This window comes from Streptomyces sp. NPDC056061 (assembly GCF_042266885.1).
Taxonomy (GTDB): domain Bacteria; phylum Actinomycetota; class Actinomycetes; order Streptomycetales; family Streptomycetaceae; genus Streptomyces.
On sequence record NZ_JBHJWQ010000017.1, the window covers coordinates 54468 to 70944 of the forward strand.

The 16477-nt window shown below is 72.1% G+C and carries 17 protein-coding genes; 13 read left to right on the top strand and 4 right to left on the bottom strand.

Going from position 1 to position 16477, the window contains the following annotated elements; genetic code table 11:
* Nucleotides 1-2: 2 nt before the first annotated feature.
* Nucleotides 3-2207 (bottom strand): thiamine pyrophosphate-dependent enzyme, encoded by a 2205-nt coding sequence (locus ACFC79_RS23245; protein ID WP_376243005.1) that lies wholly within the window; start codon nucleotides 2205-2207, stop codon nucleotides 3-5.
* A gap of 138 nt (nucleotides 2208-2345) precedes the next feature.
* On the opposite strand from ACFC79_RS23245, the gene ACFC79_RS23250 reads away from it, so the two are divergent.
* From ACFC79_RS23250 to ACFC79_RS23280, 7 genes are all read left to right on the top strand, one after another.
* Nucleotides 2346-2900: a VOC family protein gene (locus ACFC79_RS23250; RefSeq protein ID WP_376243007.1), complete on the top strand. Its 555-nt coding sequence runs from the start codon at nucleotides 2346-2348 to the stop codon at nucleotides 2898-2900.
* Between the two features lie 37 nt (nucleotides 2901-2937).
* Complete coding sequence (locus tag ACFC79_RS23255) at nucleotides 2938-3687, top strand: GntR family transcriptional regulator (protein ID WP_376243009.1); 750 nt, start codon at nucleotides 2938-2940, stop codon at nucleotides 3685-3687.
* Nucleotides 3644-4426 carry an SDR family NAD(P)-dependent oxidoreductase gene (locus ACFC79_RS23260; protein ID WP_376243011.1) on the top strand — a complete coding sequence of 261 codons (783 nt, stop codon included), beginning with the start codon at nucleotides 3644-3646 and terminating at the stop codon, nucleotides 4424-4426. Before ACFC79_RS23255 ends, ACFC79_RS23260 begins: the two co-directional genes overlap by 44 nt.
* Before the next feature lie 51 nt (nucleotides 4427-4477).
* Complete coding sequence (locus ACFC79_RS23265; protein ID WP_376243013.1) at nucleotides 4478-5281, top strand: SDR family NAD(P)-dependent oxidoreductase; 804 nt, start codon at nucleotides 4478-4480, stop codon at nucleotides 5279-5281.
* Between the two features lie 254 nt (nucleotides 5282-5535).
* On the top strand, nucleotides 5536-6099 hold the full coding sequence (locus ACFC79_RS23270) for a chitobiase/beta-hexosaminidase C-terminal domain-containing protein (RefSeq protein WP_376243015.1): 564 nt from the start codon (nucleotides 5536-5538) through the stop codon (nucleotides 6097-6099).
* Nucleotides 6096-6716 carry a metallophosphoesterase family protein gene (locus ACFC79_RS23275; protein ID WP_376243017.1) on the top strand — a complete coding sequence of 207 codons (621 nt, stop codon included), beginning with the start codon at nucleotides 6096-6098 and terminating at the stop codon, nucleotides 6714-6716. The genes ACFC79_RS23270 and ACFC79_RS23275 overlap by 4 nt, the downstream gene beginning before the upstream one ends.
* Before the next feature lie 48 nt (nucleotides 6717-6764).
* Complete coding sequence (locus tag ACFC79_RS23280) at nucleotides 6765-7151, top strand: hypothetical protein (RefSeq protein ID WP_376243019.1); 387 nt, start codon at nucleotides 6765-6767, stop codon at nucleotides 7149-7151.
* Nucleotides 7152-7218: 67 nt separating this feature from the next.
* On the opposite strand, the gene ACFC79_RS23285 is transcribed toward ACFC79_RS23280, so the two are convergent.
* Nucleotides 7219-7749 (bottom strand): DoxX family protein, encoded by a 531-nt coding sequence (locus tag ACFC79_RS23285; RefSeq protein WP_376243021.1) that lies wholly within the window; start codon nucleotides 7747-7749, stop codon nucleotides 7219-7221.
* Nucleotides 7750-7989: 240 nt separating this feature from the next.
* Between ACFC79_RS23285 and ACFC79_RS23290 the strand changes: the two genes are divergently transcribed.
* Both ACFC79_RS23290 and ACFC79_RS23295 read left to right on the top strand, forming a co-directional pair.
* Nucleotides 7990-10005, top strand: a complete 2016-nt coding sequence (locus ACFC79_RS23290; RefSeq protein ID WP_376243023.1) for an FAD-dependent oxidoreductase — start codon at nucleotides 7990-7992, stop codon at nucleotides 10003-10005.
* Between the two features lie 75 nt (nucleotides 10006-10080).
* Nucleotides 10081-10629, top strand: a complete 549-nt coding sequence (locus ACFC79_RS23295; RefSeq protein WP_376243025.1) for a PadR family transcriptional regulator — start codon at nucleotides 10081-10083, stop codon at nucleotides 10627-10629.
* 43 nt (nucleotides 10630-10672) lie between these two features.
* On the opposite strand, the gene ACFC79_RS23300 is transcribed toward ACFC79_RS23295, so the two are convergent.
* Both ACFC79_RS23300 and ACFC79_RS23305 read right to left on the bottom strand, forming a co-directional pair.
* Entirely contained in the window at nucleotides 10673-11650 is a 978-nt protein-coding gene (locus ACFC79_RS23300; RefSeq protein ID WP_376243027.1) for a hypothetical protein, read from the bottom strand.
* Nucleotides 11647-12504 carry a phosphatase PAP2 family protein gene (locus ACFC79_RS23305; RefSeq protein WP_376243029.1) on the bottom strand — a complete coding sequence of 286 codons (858 nt, stop codon included), beginning with the start codon at nucleotides 12502-12504 and terminating at the stop codon, nucleotides 11647-11649. The genes ACFC79_RS23300 and ACFC79_RS23305 overlap by 4 nt, the downstream gene beginning before the upstream one ends.
* Before the next feature lie 166 nt (nucleotides 12505-12670).
* On the opposite strand from ACFC79_RS23305, the gene ACFC79_RS23310 reads away from it, so the two are divergent.
* The 4 genes from ACFC79_RS23310 (at nucleotide 12671) to ACFC79_RS23325 (ending at nucleotide 16303) form a co-directional block, all read left to right on the top strand.
* Entirely contained in the window at nucleotides 12671-13300 is a 630-nt protein-coding gene (locus ACFC79_RS23310) for a TetR/AcrR family transcriptional regulator (protein WP_376243031.1), read from the top strand.
* 201 nt (nucleotides 13301-13501) lie between these two features.
* Complete coding sequence (locus tag ACFC79_RS23315) at nucleotides 13502-14278, top strand: SDR family oxidoreductase (protein ID WP_376243033.1); 777 nt, start codon at nucleotides 13502-13504, stop codon at nucleotides 14276-14278.
* A 115-nt stretch (nucleotides 14279-14393) separates the two neighbouring features.
* Nucleotides 14394-15407, top strand: coding sequence for an SPFH domain-containing protein (locus ACFC79_RS23320; RefSeq protein WP_376243035.1), 1014 nt, complete (start codon nucleotides 14394-14396; stop codon nucleotides 15405-15407).
* Entirely contained in the window at nucleotides 15404-16303 is a 900-nt protein-coding gene (locus tag ACFC79_RS23325) for a hypothetical protein (RefSeq protein ID WP_376243037.1), read from the top strand. The genes ACFC79_RS23320 and ACFC79_RS23325 overlap by 4 nt, the downstream gene beginning before the upstream one ends.
* Nucleotides 16304-16477: the final 174 nt, after the last annotated feature.

Consider the following 16477-nt stretch of genomic DNA (forward strand, 5'->3'; position numbering starts at 1 on the left):
GGTCAGTTCCCGGTGACCCGGCGGAGCTCGTCCACGACCTCTTCCGTCCGCGCGATGGCCGCCCGCTCCAGCACCTTGCTGATGCTGGGCGAGGACTCGCCCGCGTGGACCCGCTGGACGGGCTGGTCGAGCCAGTCGAACCAGCGACGCTGGATCTCGTCGGCGAGCCAGCCGCCGTACGAGGTGCCGACGGGGCCCTGTTCGGCGATGAGCACGTTGTTGGTCTTGCGGATGCTCTCGCCGAGGGTGTCCCAGTCGAGGCTGGCGCGGTCCAGCCACCGCAGGTCGATGACCTCGGCGTCCAGGCCCAGCTGCTCGACGGCGTCCAGGACGTAGTTGGTCATCGCCAGGTACGTCACGATGGTGATCTTCGACCCGGTGCGGCGTACGGCGGCCCTGCCCACGGGCAGGCAGTAGTCGAAGTCGTCGACCGGGCCGGGGCCGACCGAGTTGTACAGGTCGGTGTGTTCCAGTACGACGACCGGGTCCTTGCAGGTCAGCGCACTGTTCATGAGGCCCACGTAGTCGAGGGGCGTGGAGGGTGCGACGATCCGCCAGCCGGGGGCCGTGGCGAAGACGCCCGCCGGGTCCATGGAGTGCTGGGAGCCGTAGCCGGTGCCCATGGCGACCTTGCTGCGCAGGACGAGGGGGACGCCGGTCCCCTGCCCGTCGCCGCCGAACATGTGCCGGGCCTTGCCGATCTGGTTGAAGATCTGGTCGGCGGCCACCCACATGAAGTCGGCGTACATGAACTCCACGACCGGCTTGTACCGACCGTCGAGCGCGATGCCACCGGCGAGTCCGGCGAAGGCGTTCTCGCTGATGGGGGTGCCCAGGACCCGGTCCGGGTGGGCTTCGGCAAGGCCCTTGGTCGCGCCGTTGGTGCCGCCCTTGAGGCGGTGCACGTCCTCGCCCATGACGACGACCGAGTCGTCCTCGGCCATGCGGCGGCTCATGACCTCGGCGACGATGTCGATGAACTTGCGCTGTTCCACGCGGCCACGGACGGCGTCCGGTCCGGCGTCGGCGGCGGTGTCGGCGACGCGCACGCCGTCGAACTCGCTGAGGTCGCCGCGCACGCCGACGTCGCGGAACGAGGGGTCGGGCCACTCGGCGGGCCTGATCCGGCGGGTGCCGGGCCTGCCGTCGGGGTCGGGCTCCAGGAGTTCGTCGCCGACGGCGGCCATGAGCGCCTTGGCGCGGGCGGTGCACTCCTCGATCTCGTCCGCGCCGAGGACGCCGTTCTCGACGAGCTGCCAGGAGACCAGGGCCAGCGGGTCCCGGGCCCGCCATTCCTTCTCCTCGTCCTTGGTGCGGTAGCCGAAGGCGCTGCCCGGGAACGGCCCGTTCTGGTGGAAGAAGCGGTAGACCTCGGCCTCGACGACGGTGGGGCCCTTACCGTCCCGCATGTGGTCCACGGCCTCGCTCATCGCCAGGTACACGGCGAGCGGATCCATTCCGTCCACGCGCCAGCTCGGGATGTTGAAGCCGAGGCCGCGTGCCGAGAGCCGGGGTTCGGCCGTCGCCTCGTCCACGTGGGTGGAGACGGCGTACTTGTTGTTCTCGATGAAGAAGCAGACCGGCAGCTTCCAGGCCGCGGCGAGGTTCATCGTCTCCAGGACCGAACCGATGTTGACGGCGCCGTCCCCGAAGTAGGTGACCGAGACGGCATCGGTGCCGGCCTGCCGCGCCGACCAGGCGAACCCGGCGGCCTGCGGCACGCCGCCGCCGACGATCGCGTTGGTGCCCATGGCTCCGGCCTCGGCCCACTGCAGGTGCATGGATCCGCCCCGCCCCCGGCAGAAGCCCCTGGCCAGCCCGCAGATCTCGGCGAGGCTGCGCGACAGCACGGTGCGCACCTCGTCATCGACGGGCCGGCGCAGGTCGATGCCGCCGGGGGCGACGTATCCCAGCGCCTTGGCGAGGAACTGGTGGTGTCCCCGGTGCGAGCCGCCGACGAAGTCGGCGCCGGTCAGCGGCAGCACGGAGCCGACGGCGCCGCCCTCCTGGCCGATGCTGGAGTGTGCCGGTCCGTGCACGAGTCCCTGGCCCGCGAGTTCGAGGACGTACTCCTCGAAGGTTCTGATCAGCAGGGTCTGGGTGAACATCGACGTCAACAGCTGCGGGTCGGCGCCGTGCCAGTCCCTCTTGGTCGCCGTCACCTCGGTCCAGGGTGACGCGGGGGCCAGTTTCCGGTGTGTGGGCATGAGCACTCTCCTGTGTGATTCGGTGAGCACTGTCGCAGCGAATGGATCCATAGCCAATACCCCGTTACCGGAACGTTACATTCAAGTTTCCGACATATGCATTGACTACCTGCCTCATCGCGGCGCAGTGTGAGAGACATGGTGGAGAAATGGATCCATTCGAAAGGCGAGCGGGAGCGGGGGCTTCCCGGCCTGGCCGGAGTCGAGCACATCGGCTTCACCGTTCCGGACCTGGAGGAGGCGACCCGCTTCTTCGTCGAGGTGATCGGCTGCGAGCACGTCTACTCGCTCGGCCCGTTCCGCTCCGACGACACCTGGATGCATGACCACCTCGGCGTCCACCCGCGCGCCGTCATGCGCGAGCTGCGCTTCTTCCGCTGCGCCGGCGGCCCGAACTTCGAGATCTTCGAGTACGAGGCCCCGGGGCAGGAGCAGAACCCGCCGCGCAACAGCGACGTCGGCGGTCACCATCTCGCCTTCTACGTGACCGACCTCGACGCCGCCGTGGCGCACCTGCGGCACCACGGCGTGCGGATCATGGGCGAACCCACCGCCAGTTCGGGCCCGAGCGAGGGTCAGCGGTGGGTCTACTTCCTCACTCCCTGGGGGATGCAGCTGGAGCTGGTCTCCTACCCCGGCGGGAAGCGGTACGAAGCCGGCTCACCGGTGCTGCTGTGGCAGCCTTCCGTCTGAAACGCGCCACCGTCGCACCATCCGACCAGGGAGAACCATGTCACCGAAGCCGGCCGCCGGAGCCCGCACGTCCAAATCCAACGGGTCCGCGAACAGCGCCGCCGTCGCCAGCCAGCGCGTCGCGGACCATCTGCGGGCCGCGATCCTGAGCGGTGAACTGCGCCCCGGCGCACGGATCATGCAGGAGCAGGTCGCCGCCCAGCTCGGCGCCAGTCGGCTCCCGGTGCGTGAGGCCCTGCGGATACTGGCGGCCGAGGGCCTGACCGTCGTGAAGTCCAACAGCGGCGCCTGGGTCTCCAGGATGGACATGGCGGAGTGCGAGGGCGTCTACAAGATCCGCGAACGCCTGGAACCGCTCGCCCTGAGCGAGAGCATTCCGCATCTGACCGACGAACAGGTCATCGAACTGGAGACGATCGCGCGGCAGATCGAGCTCACCACCGACGTGGACCGCTTCCTGGCCCTCGACCGCCGTCTGCACCTGCTCACCTACGCCGGATGCCGGGTCGACCAGATCACCACCATGGTCGACCGGTTCTGGAACACCACCCAGCACTACCGGCGTGCCTTCGCCCGGCTCGCGGGCGACAGCGGCTGGGAACTGATCCACGCCGAACACCGCCTGCTCATCGAGGCGATCAAGCGGCGCGACACCGTCGACGCCGAACGTTTTCTCACCGGTCACATCCGCCGCACGCGGCTGGAACTGGCCCAACATCCCGAACTGTTCACCGAGGACGACCATGACACCGACCACACAGCAGACGCAGCGGACTTCGCAGGCTGACCTCCGCCCCTTCGAGGGAAGGACCCTTCTCCTGTCCGGCGCGGGCGGCGGCATCGCCCGCGAGGTGGCCCGCCAGTTCCACGCCGCGGGCGCCAACCTGGTGCTCGGCGACCTGAACGCCGGGGCCCTGGAGGAGTTCGCCGCGACGCTCGATCCCACCGGCGCGACCGTCCTCACCCGCACGCTGGACGCGGCCTCCTCGGAGAGCAACAACGCCTTCGTCGCGGCCGCGGTCGAGGCGTTCGGCTCAGTCGACTTCCTCGTTCCCGCCGCCGGGATCTACCCCGAGCAGGCGGTCGCCGACATGACCGACGAGCAATGGCACACCGTCGTCTCGGTCAACCTCGACGGCGTATTCTTCCTCACCCGCGCCGTCCTTCCCCACCTCAACGAGGGCGGCAGCATCGTCAACCTGACGTCCATGGCTGGGCACCGCGGCAGCATCCGGCACGCGCACTACGCGGCGACCAAGGGCGCCCTGCTCGCCTTCTCCCGAAGCCTCGCCTGGGAACTCGGCTCCCGGGCGCGGATCAACATGGTCTCGCCCGGAATCATCGAGACCCCCATGACCCGCGGCTACGTCGCCGACCGGGGCGACACCGCACTCGCCACCACCCCGCTGGGCCGCCTGGGCAGGCCCGAGGAGGTCGCCTCCGTCGTCGCCTTCCTCTGCTCGCCCGCCGCGAGCTTCGTGCAGGGCGAGGTCATCCACGTCAACGGCGGCATGCACATGGCCTGACCGGGCAGCACGACATCCGGCGGAGCGCACGCGACAAGGAGCGAACGGAACATGACGACAGAACCGGCCATCTATCCCGACCTGCGCGGCAGATCGGTGTGTGTCACCGGCGCCGCGCGCGGCCTGGGCCTGGCGATGGCCGAGGCGTACGCGCGCGCGGGATGCCACGTGCTGCTGATGGACATCGACGGCGATGAACTGGACCGGGTGCGCCCCGGACTGGCGGCCGGCCGGCCGGACCGGGTGATCGCGACCGCTGCGGCCCCGGTGAGCGACGAGGACGCCGTGACGGCGGCACTCACCGGCTTCGTCGCGCGGACGGGCGAACTGTCCGTCATGGTCTGCAACGCCGGGGTGTCCGCCAACGCCCCCTCCCTCGACCTCGGCCTGGACCGCTGGAACACCGCGCTGGACGTCAACCTCACGGGCGTCTTCGTCTGCGCCCGCGCGGCCGCCCGCATCATGCGCGAGGGCGACGGAGGTGTCGTTCTCACCACCTCGTCGATGTACGGGGTGACGGCCGGCCCCGAACGGGCGGCGTACTGCGCGACCAAGTCCGCCGTTGCCGCGCTCACCAGGGTGCTGGCCGTCGAGTGGGCACCGTTCGGCATCCGGGCCAACGCGCTGGCACCCGGGTACGTCGAGACCGACCTGGTCGCCCAGTTGTCCGCCGAAGGGCGGCTGGACACCGAAGCACTGCGCCGCCGTACGCCGCGCGGTCGGCTCGGCAGCCCCGGCGACATCGCGCAACTCGCCCTCTTCCTGTCCTCCGAGGTGTCCGCGAACATCACCGGCCAGGTGGTGGTCAGCGACGGCGGCTGGACGGCCGACGGCTACGCGGTCGCCGCGGGCTGAAGCGGGACGGGGCCGGGAGGCCGGGGGCCCGGCGGGGCGGCCTCCGGACGGCGTGGGCGGGGCGGCCGGGACGAGCGGGGGCCGCCCCGCCCAGACATTCATGATCGCTTCACCCGGAATTCGACCGGTCCGCACCCATGTCCGACGTGCGGCATCTAACGTCCCTGGTTCAGACCGGTTGCCGTTTCGTTATGCGACCGGCAGACGGTCCGGGAGGAAACTCCCGGACCACGGAGAAGAGAACAGGGACCCCCGTGAGACTCACCGCTCTCGTGATCGCCGCGACATCCGCCGCACTCGTCGCCCCGGCCGCCGCGCAAGCCCACTCCCCCGGCACCGCCACCCCCGCCGCCCCCGGTGTCAGCGTTCCGGGCGGACGCTACGAACACCCCGTCGAGCTGAAGTTCCGGGCCGAGCGCGGGACCACCGTCCGCTACACGCTGGACGGCACGACCCCGACCCGGGACAGCCGCGCCCACTCACCCGGCCGCCCGCTGCGGATCACCGAGGACACCAACGTCACTGCGGTGGCCTTCCACGGCAATCGGAGCAGCGTCCCGGTGTCGTACGGCTACCTGATCAGGACCCGCGAGAAGCCGCTGGCCCGTCTCGTCGTCATGTCCGACGTGCACGTGGGCAGCCACGCGACCGCCGACAAGAAGTACGAGAGCTTCTTCGACACGATCGGGTCGGTCTTCCCGCAGCCGGACGCGATCCTGTCCAACGGCGACATGATCAACGACAACGGCGACGGCAAGGGCCCCGACCACCGGATCGTCTCCGAGATCTCCAGGCCAACCTCGCACGCAAGGGCATGAAGAAGACCCAGTTGCTGATCTCCAACGGCAACCACGACGCGAGCCCGGCTGCGATACGCGCCGGATACCCCGGGCAGTGGTTCCCCGATTCGGGCGGCGGCTACTACGAGTCCGACGTGAAGGGTGTTCACCTCTTCACGGTCAACACCGAGACCTACGACTCCGACACCGCCCAGCGCGCCTGGCTGAAGAAGCGCCTCGCCGAGGTCACCTCCGACCCGGCGTACGCGGGCAAGCCGGTCCTGGTGCAGGGACACCGGCCCACCACGAACACCACCATGGACGGCCAGCAGGCGTCGAACCCGGGCCTCGCCGCGGACCTGAGCGCCTTCCCGCAGGTCGTCCTGTTCTCCGGCCACTCCCACCTGAACATCAACGACGACCGTTCGATCCACCAGCGCGACTTCACGTCGGTCAACGACGGTTCGATGAGCTACGTCGAGGTCGACCACGGCTACCAGATGGTGACCGACGACGGTCTCGCCGACCGCTTCGAGACGCCGACCGCCCAGGCACTCTTCGTGGAGGTCTACAAGAACCGCACGGAGATCGCGCGGGTGAACATGGCCGCGGACAAGCACGACATCTACACCGGTGGCCAGTGGTCCGCCAACTGACAGCCGCCGTACGCCAGCGCCGGCACCCTGGGCGGCGACACCTGGACGGTGCGCCTGAAGGGCTCGACGAACGAGCAGATCAAGAAGAACTTCCGCTACACGGACGCCGAACGCAACACCGTGGCGCCGAGGTTCACCACCCGTCAGCCGTTGTCCCGGGTCCACGACGCGAAGGGCGGCACGGCACTGCGGATCGCGCAGGCGGAGGACGACCAGATGGTGCACCACTACACCGTCGACATCACCGACGCGTCCTCGGGCGCCTCGGTCGTCTCGTCCAAGGTCCTCTCGGACTACTCCTTCATGCCCCGTCCCAACACGCTCGACATCCCGGTCCCGGGTGCGGTCGCGGGCAAGCGGTACGTGGCACGGGTCGTCGCCGTCGACGCGTACGGGAACGCCTCCCGCACCGCGTCGCTGACGTTCCGCAAGTAGCGACCCGGGACCGGGCGGTGCCCGCCCCGGGTACCGCCCGGCCCCGCCTCCGGCGCCCCGGCGGGCGTCAGGTCGCGTCGGGGTCGACCACGACCCGGCGTCCCCTGGCCCGTCTGCCGACGACGGCCGCCGCGGCGAGCGCACTGCCCGCGAAGGCCAGGGCCACTGTCCAGGGCCGGTCGAAGCAGTGTCGGGTGAGGTGGTCGACGGAGTACCGGCCCGGTCCGGCCAGGCCGATCGCCGCGGCGGTGAACCCGAGGAACGCCGGGTACTCGTAGCCGCCGCCCTGCGCGAAGAACCCGGCGGGTGCGTGGACGGCGACGGCCCCCGCCATGGCCCCGGCCGCGGCCGCGCCGGCCGCGGGAGTCGCGAGACCGAGGGCCAGCAGCGCGCCTCCGCCCGCCTCACCGAGCCCGGCGGCGACCGCGCTGTGCCTCGGCGGATGAAAGCCCATGGCCTCCATCGCGGCCGTCGTGCCTTCGATGCCCCCGCCGCCGAACCGGCCGGCCAGCTTCTGGCTGCCGTGCGCGGCGAGTACCGCACCGGTGCCCACGCGCAGGGCGAGCAGGCCGAGATCACGCCGGTCGGGACGGGCCATGGGGGTCTCCGCGGGTTTCGGGGGGGCGGGAAGCCCGGCCGGTGGGCCGGATCACCGGGGCGGGGCGCCCCGGATCCCTTCCCCACTCTCCGTGGCACGCGCCGCCGACGTGTCCCGATGCTGCGCCGTCCGAGGGACGGAACACCCGGCGCCCTGCGACGAACGCCATTATGCAACTTGTTGCACAATGGCGTTCCGGTGGTCTACAACTGGCTCGACGACACCGCGCGAGGAGTTCGCATGAGCCCGTATCCGAATCTGCTGAGTCCGCTCGACCTGGGCTTCACCACCCTGCCGAACCGTGTGCTGATGGGGTCGATGCACATCGGCCTGGAGGAGGCCGAGAGCGGTTTCGAGCGGATGGCCGCCTTCTATGCGGAACGCGCCCGGGGCGGTGCCGGCCTGATCGTCACCGGCGGCATCGCCCCGAACGCCCGGGGCTGCTCGCAGCCCGGCGGGGCCAGGATGACCACCGAGGCGGAGGCCGCGCAGCACGCCGAGATCACCTCGGCCGTGCACGCGGCGGGCGGCCGGATCGCCATGCAGATCCTGCACTTCGGCCGGTACGCGCACCATCCCGACCTGGTGGCGCCGAGCGCGCTCCGGGCGCCCATCAGCGCCTTCACGCCGCACGCGCTCACGGACGACGAGGTCGAGGAGACCGTCGAGGACTTCGTCAGGGCCGCGGCGCTCGCGCGGCACGCCGGGTACGACGGCGTCGAGATCATGGGCTCCGAGGGCTATCTGATCAACGAGTTCGTCGTCGCGGCCACCAACCACCGCACGGACCGCTGGGGCGGCTCGTACGAGAACCGCATCCGCTTCCCGGTCGAGATCGTGCGCCGGGTCCGCGAACGGGTCGGCGACGACTTCATCCTGATCTACCGGCTCTCGATGCTGGACCTGGTTCCCGGGGGCTCCTCGCTGGAGGAGGTCGTGCACCTCGCGCGCGCGATCGAGTCGGCCGGAGCGACGATCATCAACACCGGGATCGGCTGGCACGAGGCACGGATCCCCACCATCGCCACATCCGTGCCGCGCGGCGCCTACACCTGGGTCACCGAACGGGTGCGCGGCGCCGTCTCCGTCCCCCTGGTCACGAGCAACCGTGTCAACACGCCGGAGCTCGCCGAGGAGATCCTCGCCTCGGGCCGGGCCGACCTGGTGTCGATGGCCCGGCCGTTCCTCGCCGACCCCGACTTCGTCGCCAAGGCCGCCGCGGGGCGGGCCGACGCGATCAACACCTGCATCGGCTGCAACCAGGCATGCCTGGACCATGTCTTCGACGGCCGGGTGACCTCCTGTCTGGTCAACCCGCGCGCCTGCCACGAGACCGAACTCGTCCTGTCGCCGACCCGGACCGTCAAGCGGGTGGCGGTCGTGGGCGCCGGGCCCGCCGGCCTGGCCTGCGCCGTGACGGCGGCCGGACGCGGGCACCGGGTGACCCTGTTCGACGCCGCCGAGGAGATCGGCGGGCAGCTGAACGTGGCACGCAGGGTTCCGGGCAAGCAGGAGTTCGACGAGACGCTGCGTCACTTCCGGACGCGGCTGGCGGAGGAACGAGTCGAACTGCGGCTCGGCACGTCGGCCACGGCGGAGCTGCTCGCGGACTTCGACGAGGTGGTCCTCGCCACGGGTGTCACGCCTCGCGCTCCCGCGATACCGGGCCTGGACCATCCCAGCGTGGTCGGCTACCTCGACGTCCTGCGGGACGGGGCACGGGCGGGCGATCGGGTGGCGATCATCGGGGCGGGCGGGATCGGCTTCGACGTCGCCGAGTTCCTCACCGATCCGGGCGACGGCGCGAGCCTCGACCCCGAGGTGTTCTTCCGGCAGTGGGGCGTGGACACCGACTACCGCGAGCGGGGCGGTCTTCGTGCCCCGGAGCGCCCGCGGGCGGCGCGCACGGTCCACCTGATTCAGCGCAAGGACGGCAAGGTCGGTGCCGGGCTGGGGAGGACGACCGGCTGGATCCACCGCACCGAGTTGCGCCGACGCGGCGTGAACATGATCGCGGGTGCCCGCTACGACCGGATCGACGACGAGGGGCTGCACCTCACGGTCGACGGCCGGCCGCTTCTCCTGCCGGTCGACACGGTGGTGGTGTGCGCGGGACAGGAACCTCGCCGCGAGCTGTACGCGGAGCTGCTCGCCGCGGGCCGCCCGGCGCATCTGATCGGCGGCGCCGACGTGGCCGCCGAGCTGGACGCCAAGCGCGCGATCCGCCGGGGCACGGAGCTCGCGGCCTCGCTGTGAACCGTCGGGGGGCTCCCCGGCCGGGAACTCCCCGGCCGGCAGGCCCGTCGCCCGGCCCTCCCTAGGATGCAGCCCATGTCACTCCCCCACGCGATCCTCACCGCCCTGCTCGAAAAGCCCTCGTCGGGGCTGGAGCTGACCCGCCGGTTCGACCGGTCGATCGGCTACTTCTGGTCCGCCACGCACCAGCAGATCTACCGGGAGCTGGGGAAGCTGGAACAGGCCGGGCAGATCCGCGCGCTGCCGTCCGAACCGTCCGCCCGCGGCGGGAAGAAGGAGTACGAGGTGCTGCCCGCGGGCCGGGAGGCGCTGTCGGACTGGGTCGCCCGATCCGAGGATCCCAAGCAGGTCCGTGATCCGCTGCTGCTGCGGATCCGGGCGGCGGCGGTCGTCGGGGCCCCCGGCCTGGACGCGGAGCTGCACCGCCATCTGGAACTGCACCGGCGGCAGTTGGCCGAGTATCTGGAGATCGAGGAGCGGGACTTCCCGCCCGAGCGGAACTCCGAGCAGGACCGGTTGCGGCATCTGGTGCTGCGCGGCGGGATCGATCTGGAGAGTTTCTGGATCGGCTGGCTGACACGGGCCCTGGCCGAGGACGGAACACCGGGGCCGGAAAGCGTCTGAGGCCCCGCCCCGCTGCCGGGGCGGGCGCCGCCCCTGCCCGCCGCTATCCGCCCACCGGCACGGCTTCCCGTTCCGGTTCGGGCCGCCGGGCCGACCGGTCCGTCGGCACCCGGTCCGCGGCCACGATCCGCGAGCGTGGACCGCCCCCGCCCCGGGGTTCGGGCGGCCGGGGCGCGGACCGTTGGGCGAGGGTCATGGTCGCCGCCTGCGCGCGGCACAGCAGCACCACTCCGCGTACCGCCGCGGCCGTGCCCAGCAAGGCCGGGAGCAGGCCGATCGTGCCGCCCGGGAGGTGTTCGCCGAGCAGTACCAGTCCGATGACCGCCGCGGCCACCGGGTTGACGAGGGTGACCACGGCCAACGGCGCGCCCAGACCGCCCCGGTAGGCGGTCTGCGAGAGCAGCAGCCCGCCCAGGGCGAACGCGGACACGAGCACCGCGACCACCACCAGGCGCCGGCTGAACAGCGGCCCGGTGCGGTCGGTGACGGAGACGGTCAGGGTCTGGGTGAGCGCGGAGGCGACCCCGGAGGCGATACCGGAGGCGGCGGCGTGCCGCAGACCGGGACGCGCTCCCGGGCGCCCGAGTCCGGCGACGACGACCGCGGTCGCGGCGCCGACGGCCAGCGCCTCGGGCAGGCTGAGGGTCTCGTGCGGGACCGTGCCGCCCACGGCCGTCAGCAGGGCGCCGAGGCCGAGCAGCGTCAGGACCGTGCCGCGCCACTCGATGCCGGTGACCCGCCGTCCCGCGGCCCGCGCGCCCAGCGGGACGGCGGCGACCAGGGTGAGCGCCCCGAGCGGCTGGACGAGCATGAGCGGACCGTACGCGAGTGCCGCGGCGTGCAGCAGGGCCCCGCCCGCGTTCAGACCCACCGCCGACCACCAGGCACCGCGCCCGAGCAGGCGCAGGAATCCGGCGCCCGGGACGGTGCGGGCCGCGAGCCGGGCCTGCGCCACGGCCGCCGAGGCATACGCGGCGGAGGAGACCAGCGACAGCGCGACGGCGATCGGGGTGCCGTTCATCGCCGGACTCCGGACGAGGTGTGGTGGGACTCGGCACGGGCCAGCGGCACGCCGTGGGCGGCCGGTGCATACGGGTGTCCCGTGGCCCGGGTCCCCGTCGCGGGCCGAGGACGGTGGCCGCGCACCGGCTCCGCGCTCCGCAGCGACAGTGCCGCGAACGCCACGGCGAGAAGGGCGGCGACCACGATCGAGTCGAGCCAGTAGTGGTTGGCCGTGCCGACTATCACCAGGAGTGTGACGGCGGGGTGCAGCAGCCACAGCCAGCGCCACCGGGTGCGGGTGGCGACGATCAGGCCGACGGCGACCATCACCGCCCAGCCGAAGTGCAGCGAGGGCATCGCGGCGAACTGGTTCGCCATCGAGTCGGTCGCGGGCTTCGCCCCGTACACCGTCGGCCCGTACACCTGGCCGGTGTCGACGAGCCCGGTGGCCGCCAGCAGCCGGGGCGGGGCGAGCGGGAACAGCAGATGGAGAGCGAGGGCCGCGCCGGTGAGCGCGGCGAGGATGCGGCGCGACCACACGTAGTGGCGCGGGCGGCGCCAATAGAGCCACACGAGGAAGAGCAGAGTGGCCGGGAAGTGCACGACCGCGTAGTAGGTGTTGGCGAGGTGAATCAGCGTGTCCCCGTGCAGCAGCATGCTCTGCACCGCGCCCTCGCCGGGCAGGTGCACGGCCCGTTCGAAGGCCCAGACGCCGTCGGCGTTGCGATACGCCTCCTCGGTGTGGCCGTTCGCCGCACGTCGGCCGAACTTGTAGATCGCGAAGAGTCCGACGACGAGAAGGAGCTCGCGGACCAGGGGCGGTCGGGCGGAGCCGTCCCGCTCCCGGCCCGCGGACGCGTTACCGGCGTGCATCACCCGATGCCCCTCTGCTGACGAACCACTGTGTACGGCGACATGGTCCAGTCCATGCCGAATCGATACGCCAGTGTACCGATACGTTCCCGTATCGGTACATGTGCGTTTCGGTACACTGGCGTATCGATGGACCTCGCCGCAGAATCGCCGAGAGGGAGGACGCATGTCGCCGCAGGACACCGCGCACGAACCGGCACACACATCGCGCCGCTCGAAGATCACCCCGGAGCGGGCGCAGGAGTTCTACACGGCCGTGCTCGACATACTGAGGGAGTCCGGCTACGAGGCCCTCACCATGGAGGGGGTGGCCGCACGGACGCGCTGCGGCAAGTCCACGCTCTACCGGCAATGGGGGTCGAAACCCGAACTGGTCACGGCGGCGCTCCACGGCACCCGGAGCGCGATGCTCCCGCACATCGACACCGGCACACTGGCGGGGGACCTGCGCGAGGCGGCACGGGCCATCGGGGCGGGTTCGGGACGCGACATCCCCCTGATGCACGCACTCGGCCATGCCGCACTGCAGAGCCCCGAGCTGATGTGCGCGCTGCGCGAGTCGCTGATCCTGCCGGAGACCGCGACGATCGAGGCGATGGTCCGGCGCGGCGCGGAGCGCGGCGAGATCCCGGCGGACTCCCCGGCGGCGGAGTTCGTCCCGGTGCAACTGCTGGGCGTGCTGCGGGCCCGGCCGCTGCTGGAGGGGAAGTACGCGGACGAGACGTACCTCATCCGCTTCGTGGAACACACCGTCCTCCCCGCACTCGGACTGGGCGCCCCGGCGCCGCGGTCCTGACAGACGCGGGCCGTCGTCCGAGCGGATGACGCCGGCCCGTGGGTGCCGCACCGTGGGGACGGGGGCGGCATGCCGGCCGGGCGGTCGACGGCTCCTTCGGGAGTCGCCGACCGCCCGTTTCCCTGCCCTGGTTCACCGAACAAGCGCTTGGTAGATTGACGCTCCGATCGGCGGGCCCCGCGGCACGGACGGAGACGGACCATGGACATCGACGCCCCCCTCGATCTCACCGGACGGGCAGTGATCGTCACCGGCGGCACCAAGGGCATCGGCGCCGGAATCGCCGAGGCGTTCCTGGCCGCCGGCGCACGGGTACTGGTGTGCGGTCGCAACGAGCCCGCACGGCTCCCGCACGGCGGCGGCCGGTACGCACACTTCCACCGGGCCGATGTGCGCGATCCGGGGGCCGCGCACCCCCTGGTCGACGCGGCGGTGGAGCGCCTCGGACGGCTGGACGTGCTCGTCAACAACGCGGGCGGCTCGCCCGACGCCGACGCGGCAACCGTGTCGCCCCGGTTCGTCGAGAAGATCGTCGCACTCAACCTGCTGGCGCCGTTCTACGTGGCACAGGCCGCCAACCGGGTCATGCGGGAAGACCCCGAGGGCGGCTCGATCATCAACATCGGCAGCGTCTCGGCCCACACCCCACAGCCGGGCACGGCCGCCTACACCGCGGCGAAGGGCGGGCTGCTGGCGCTGACTCGTGCCCTCGCCCTGGAGTGGGCACCGCGAGTACGCGTCAACCACATCACGACGGGACCGATCCGCACCGAGAACGCGGCAGCGGTGTACGGGGCGGACGGGGGCGCCGCGGTCGCCGAGGTGATCCCGATGCGCCGGCTCGCCGTGCCCGGCGACGTGGCACACGCCTGCCTGTACCTGGCGGGCGGCCTGTCCCGGTACGTCAACGGCGCCGATCTGGCGGTGCACGGCGGCGGCGAGGCGCCGGCCAGGTTCCTCGCCGCGCGGGACGGATGACCGCGCCCGCACCGCCCGGCATCCACCGATCGCGCCCGGCCCACCCATTTTCGTCTACTTGACGATATCAACCCACCCCCTTTATCGTCTTCATGACGAGAAGAAGGGGGCCCTCATGGCCGACATCACCCAGCGCTTCGGCTGGCGCCACCTGCGCTCCGCACCCACCGCCCACATCCGCCACCACAAGCGCGGCCGGCTCGCCCACGACGGACCGGGGCTGAGCTTCTGGTACCGGTCCCTGACCGCCGCGCTCTCCGAAGTCCCTGTCAACGACCGCGAGTTGGCCATGGCCTTCCACGCGCGCACCTCGGACTTCCAGGACGTCACCGTGCAGGCCACCGTGACGTACCGGATCAGTGACCCCGCCGAGGCGGCCGCCCGTCTCGACTTCTCCGTCGACCCGGACACCGGGGTCTGGCGCGGCGCGCCGCTGGAGCAGATCGCCACCCTGCTCACCGAGACCGCCCAGCAGCACACCCTGGACGTACTGGCCCGGACGCCGCTGGCCGAGGCCCTGGTCGACGGCGTGGCGGCAGTGCGCGACCGCGTGGCGACCGGGCTCGCCGCAGAGCCACGGCTGCCCGCCACCGGCATCGACGTGGTCGCGGTTCGGGTGGTCGCGATCCGCCCCGAGGCCGAGGTGGAACGCGCCCTGCGCACGCCCGCCCGCGAACAGATCCAGCAGGAGGCCGACCGGGCCACCTACGAACGCCGCGCCGTGGCCGTGGAGCGGGAACGGGCCATCGCCGAGAACGAGCTGGCCAGCCAGATCGAACTGGCGCGGCGCGAGGAGCAGTTGGTCGAGCAGCGCGGTACCAACTCCCGGCGCGAGGCCGAGGAGAAAGCCGCTGCCGACCGCGTGCGCGCGGAGGCCGAGGCGGCCCGCACCGTGCAACTCGCCCGCGCGGAGGCCGAGGCCGCGCGCGAGGTCGGCGCCGCCCGCGCGGAGGCCCAGGCGGCCTGGCTGCGGGTGCACGGCGAGGTGGCCCCCGAGACGCTGCACGCCCTGACGGCGACCAGGCTGGCGGAGAACCTGCCGCGCATCGACAGCCTCACCCTCTCCCCCGACGTCCTCACGGACCTGCTCGGCAGGCTCGGCAGGACCGGCCCGGGTTCGCGGGCATGAGTCTGGCCCCGCGCGCCGTGCTGGTGCACCGCACCACGGAGTACGAGGAACTGCTGGCCCGGCACGGCACCCACGGTCAGGCGGCGTTCTTCCTCTCCAGCCGCGGCCGGTCCATCGAGCAGGTGGTGGAACGGCACCGGCACGCCCGGCAGGCGCTCGCCGACGTGGCGGCGGCCGTGCCGCTGCAGTGGCGTCAGTCCCGGGTGGAGCGCGCCGATCTCGACCGCTTCCTGTTCGGGCCCGAGGACGTGGTGGTGGTCGTCGGGCAGGACGGTCTGGTCGCCAACGCCGCCAAGTACCTGTCCGGTCAGCCCGTCGTGGGCATCGACACCGACCCCGGACGCAATCCGGGGGTGCTGGTCCGCCACCGGCCGTCCGCCGCGGCGGCACTGCTGCGCTCCGCCGCAGGGCCGGGCGGCACGACGGACGAGCTCACCATGGTCGAGGCGGTCGCCGACGACACCCAGCGCCTCCTCGCCCTCAACGAGATCTACCTGGGCCCGCCCGGCCACCAGACCGCCCGCTACCGGCTCGGCCTCGACGCACCCGACACACCCACCGAGGCGCAGGCATCCTCGGGCGTCCTGGTCGGCACCGGCACCGGCGCCACGGGCTGGCTCCGCTCGCTGTGGCAGGAGCGCCGCAGCGACCTGCGGCTGCCGGGGCCCACCGATGCGCGGCTGCTCTGGTTCGTCCGGGAGGCATGGCCGTCACCGGCGACCGGCACCTCGCTGGTCTCCGGTGAGCTGGGGCACGGACAGGGGCTGAGGCTCACTGCCGAGTCCGACCGCGTGGTGGCCTTCGGCGACGGGATGGAGGCGGACGCGCTGGAACTGACCTGGGGTCAGAGCGTGCGGCTGGGCATCGCGGACATCTCGCTGCGGCTGACCGTCTGAGGCGCCGGGCCGGTGGACCGCACGCACCGGCGCGCCGACGCACGCGGCTCCCCGCCGGTGCGTCCCGGCCGACCGGCCGGCGCGCGCCGCCGCGGGGTACGTAGGCTTGGCCGCGGGTCCGGCCCGCGGACGCCGTGGGGCCGTGACCCGTGACACCCCGCGCCCGACCGCAAG

Coding starts and splice junctions, on each gene's coding strand:
- ACFC79_RS23245 (WP_376243005.1), bottom strand. CDS start 2,207: ATGCCCACACACCGGAAACTGGCCCCCGCGTCACCCTGGACCGAGGTG.
- ACFC79_RS23250 (WP_376243007.1), top strand. CDS start 2,346: ATGGTGGAGAAATGGATCCATTCGAAAGGCGAGCGGGAGCGGGGGCTT.
- ACFC79_RS23255 (WP_376243009.1), top strand. CDS start 2,938: ATGTCACCGAAGCCGGCCGCCGGAGCCCGCACGTCCAAATCCAACGGG.
- ACFC79_RS23260 (WP_376243011.1), top strand. CDS start 3,644: ATGACACCGACCACACAGCAGACGCAGCGGACTTCGCAGGCTGACCTC.
- ACFC79_RS23265 (WP_376243013.1), top strand. CDS start 4,478: ATGACGACAGAACCGGCCATCTATCCCGACCTGCGCGGCAGATCGGTG.
- ACFC79_RS23275 (WP_376243017.1), top strand. CDS start 6,096: ATGAAGAAGACCCAGTTGCTGATCTCCAACGGCAACCACGACGCGAGC.
- ACFC79_RS23285 (WP_376243021.1), bottom strand. CDS start 7,749: ATGGCCCGTCCCGACCGGCGTGATCTCGGCCTGCTCGCCCTGCGCGTG.
- ACFC79_RS23290 (WP_376243023.1), top strand. CDS start 7,990: ATGAGCCCGTATCCGAATCTGCTGAGTCCGCTCGACCTGGGCTTCACC.
- ACFC79_RS23295 (WP_376243025.1), top strand. CDS start 10,081: ATGTCACTCCCCCACGCGATCCTCACCGCCCTGCTCGAAAAGCCCTCG.
- ACFC79_RS23300 (WP_376243027.1), bottom strand. CDS start 11,650: ATGAACGGCACCCCGATCGCCGTCGCGCTGTCGCTGGTCTCCTCCGCC.
- ACFC79_RS23305 (WP_376243029.1), bottom strand. CDS start 12,504: ATGCACGCCGGTAACGCGTCCGCGGGCCGGGAGCGGGACGGCTCCGCC.
- ACFC79_RS23310 (WP_376243031.1), top strand. CDS start 12,671: ATGTCGCCGCAGGACACCGCGCACGAACCGGCACACACATCGCGCCGC.
- ACFC79_RS23315 (WP_376243033.1), top strand. CDS start 13,502: ATGGACATCGACGCCCCCCTCGATCTCACCGGACGGGCAGTGATCGTC.
- ACFC79_RS23320 (WP_376243035.1), top strand. CDS start 14,394: ATGGCCGACATCACCCAGCGCTTCGGCTGGCGCCACCTGCGCTCCGCA.
- ACFC79_RS23325 (WP_376243037.1), top strand. CDS start 15,404: ATGAGTCTGGCCCCGCGCGCCGTGCTGGTGCACCGCACCACGGAGTAC.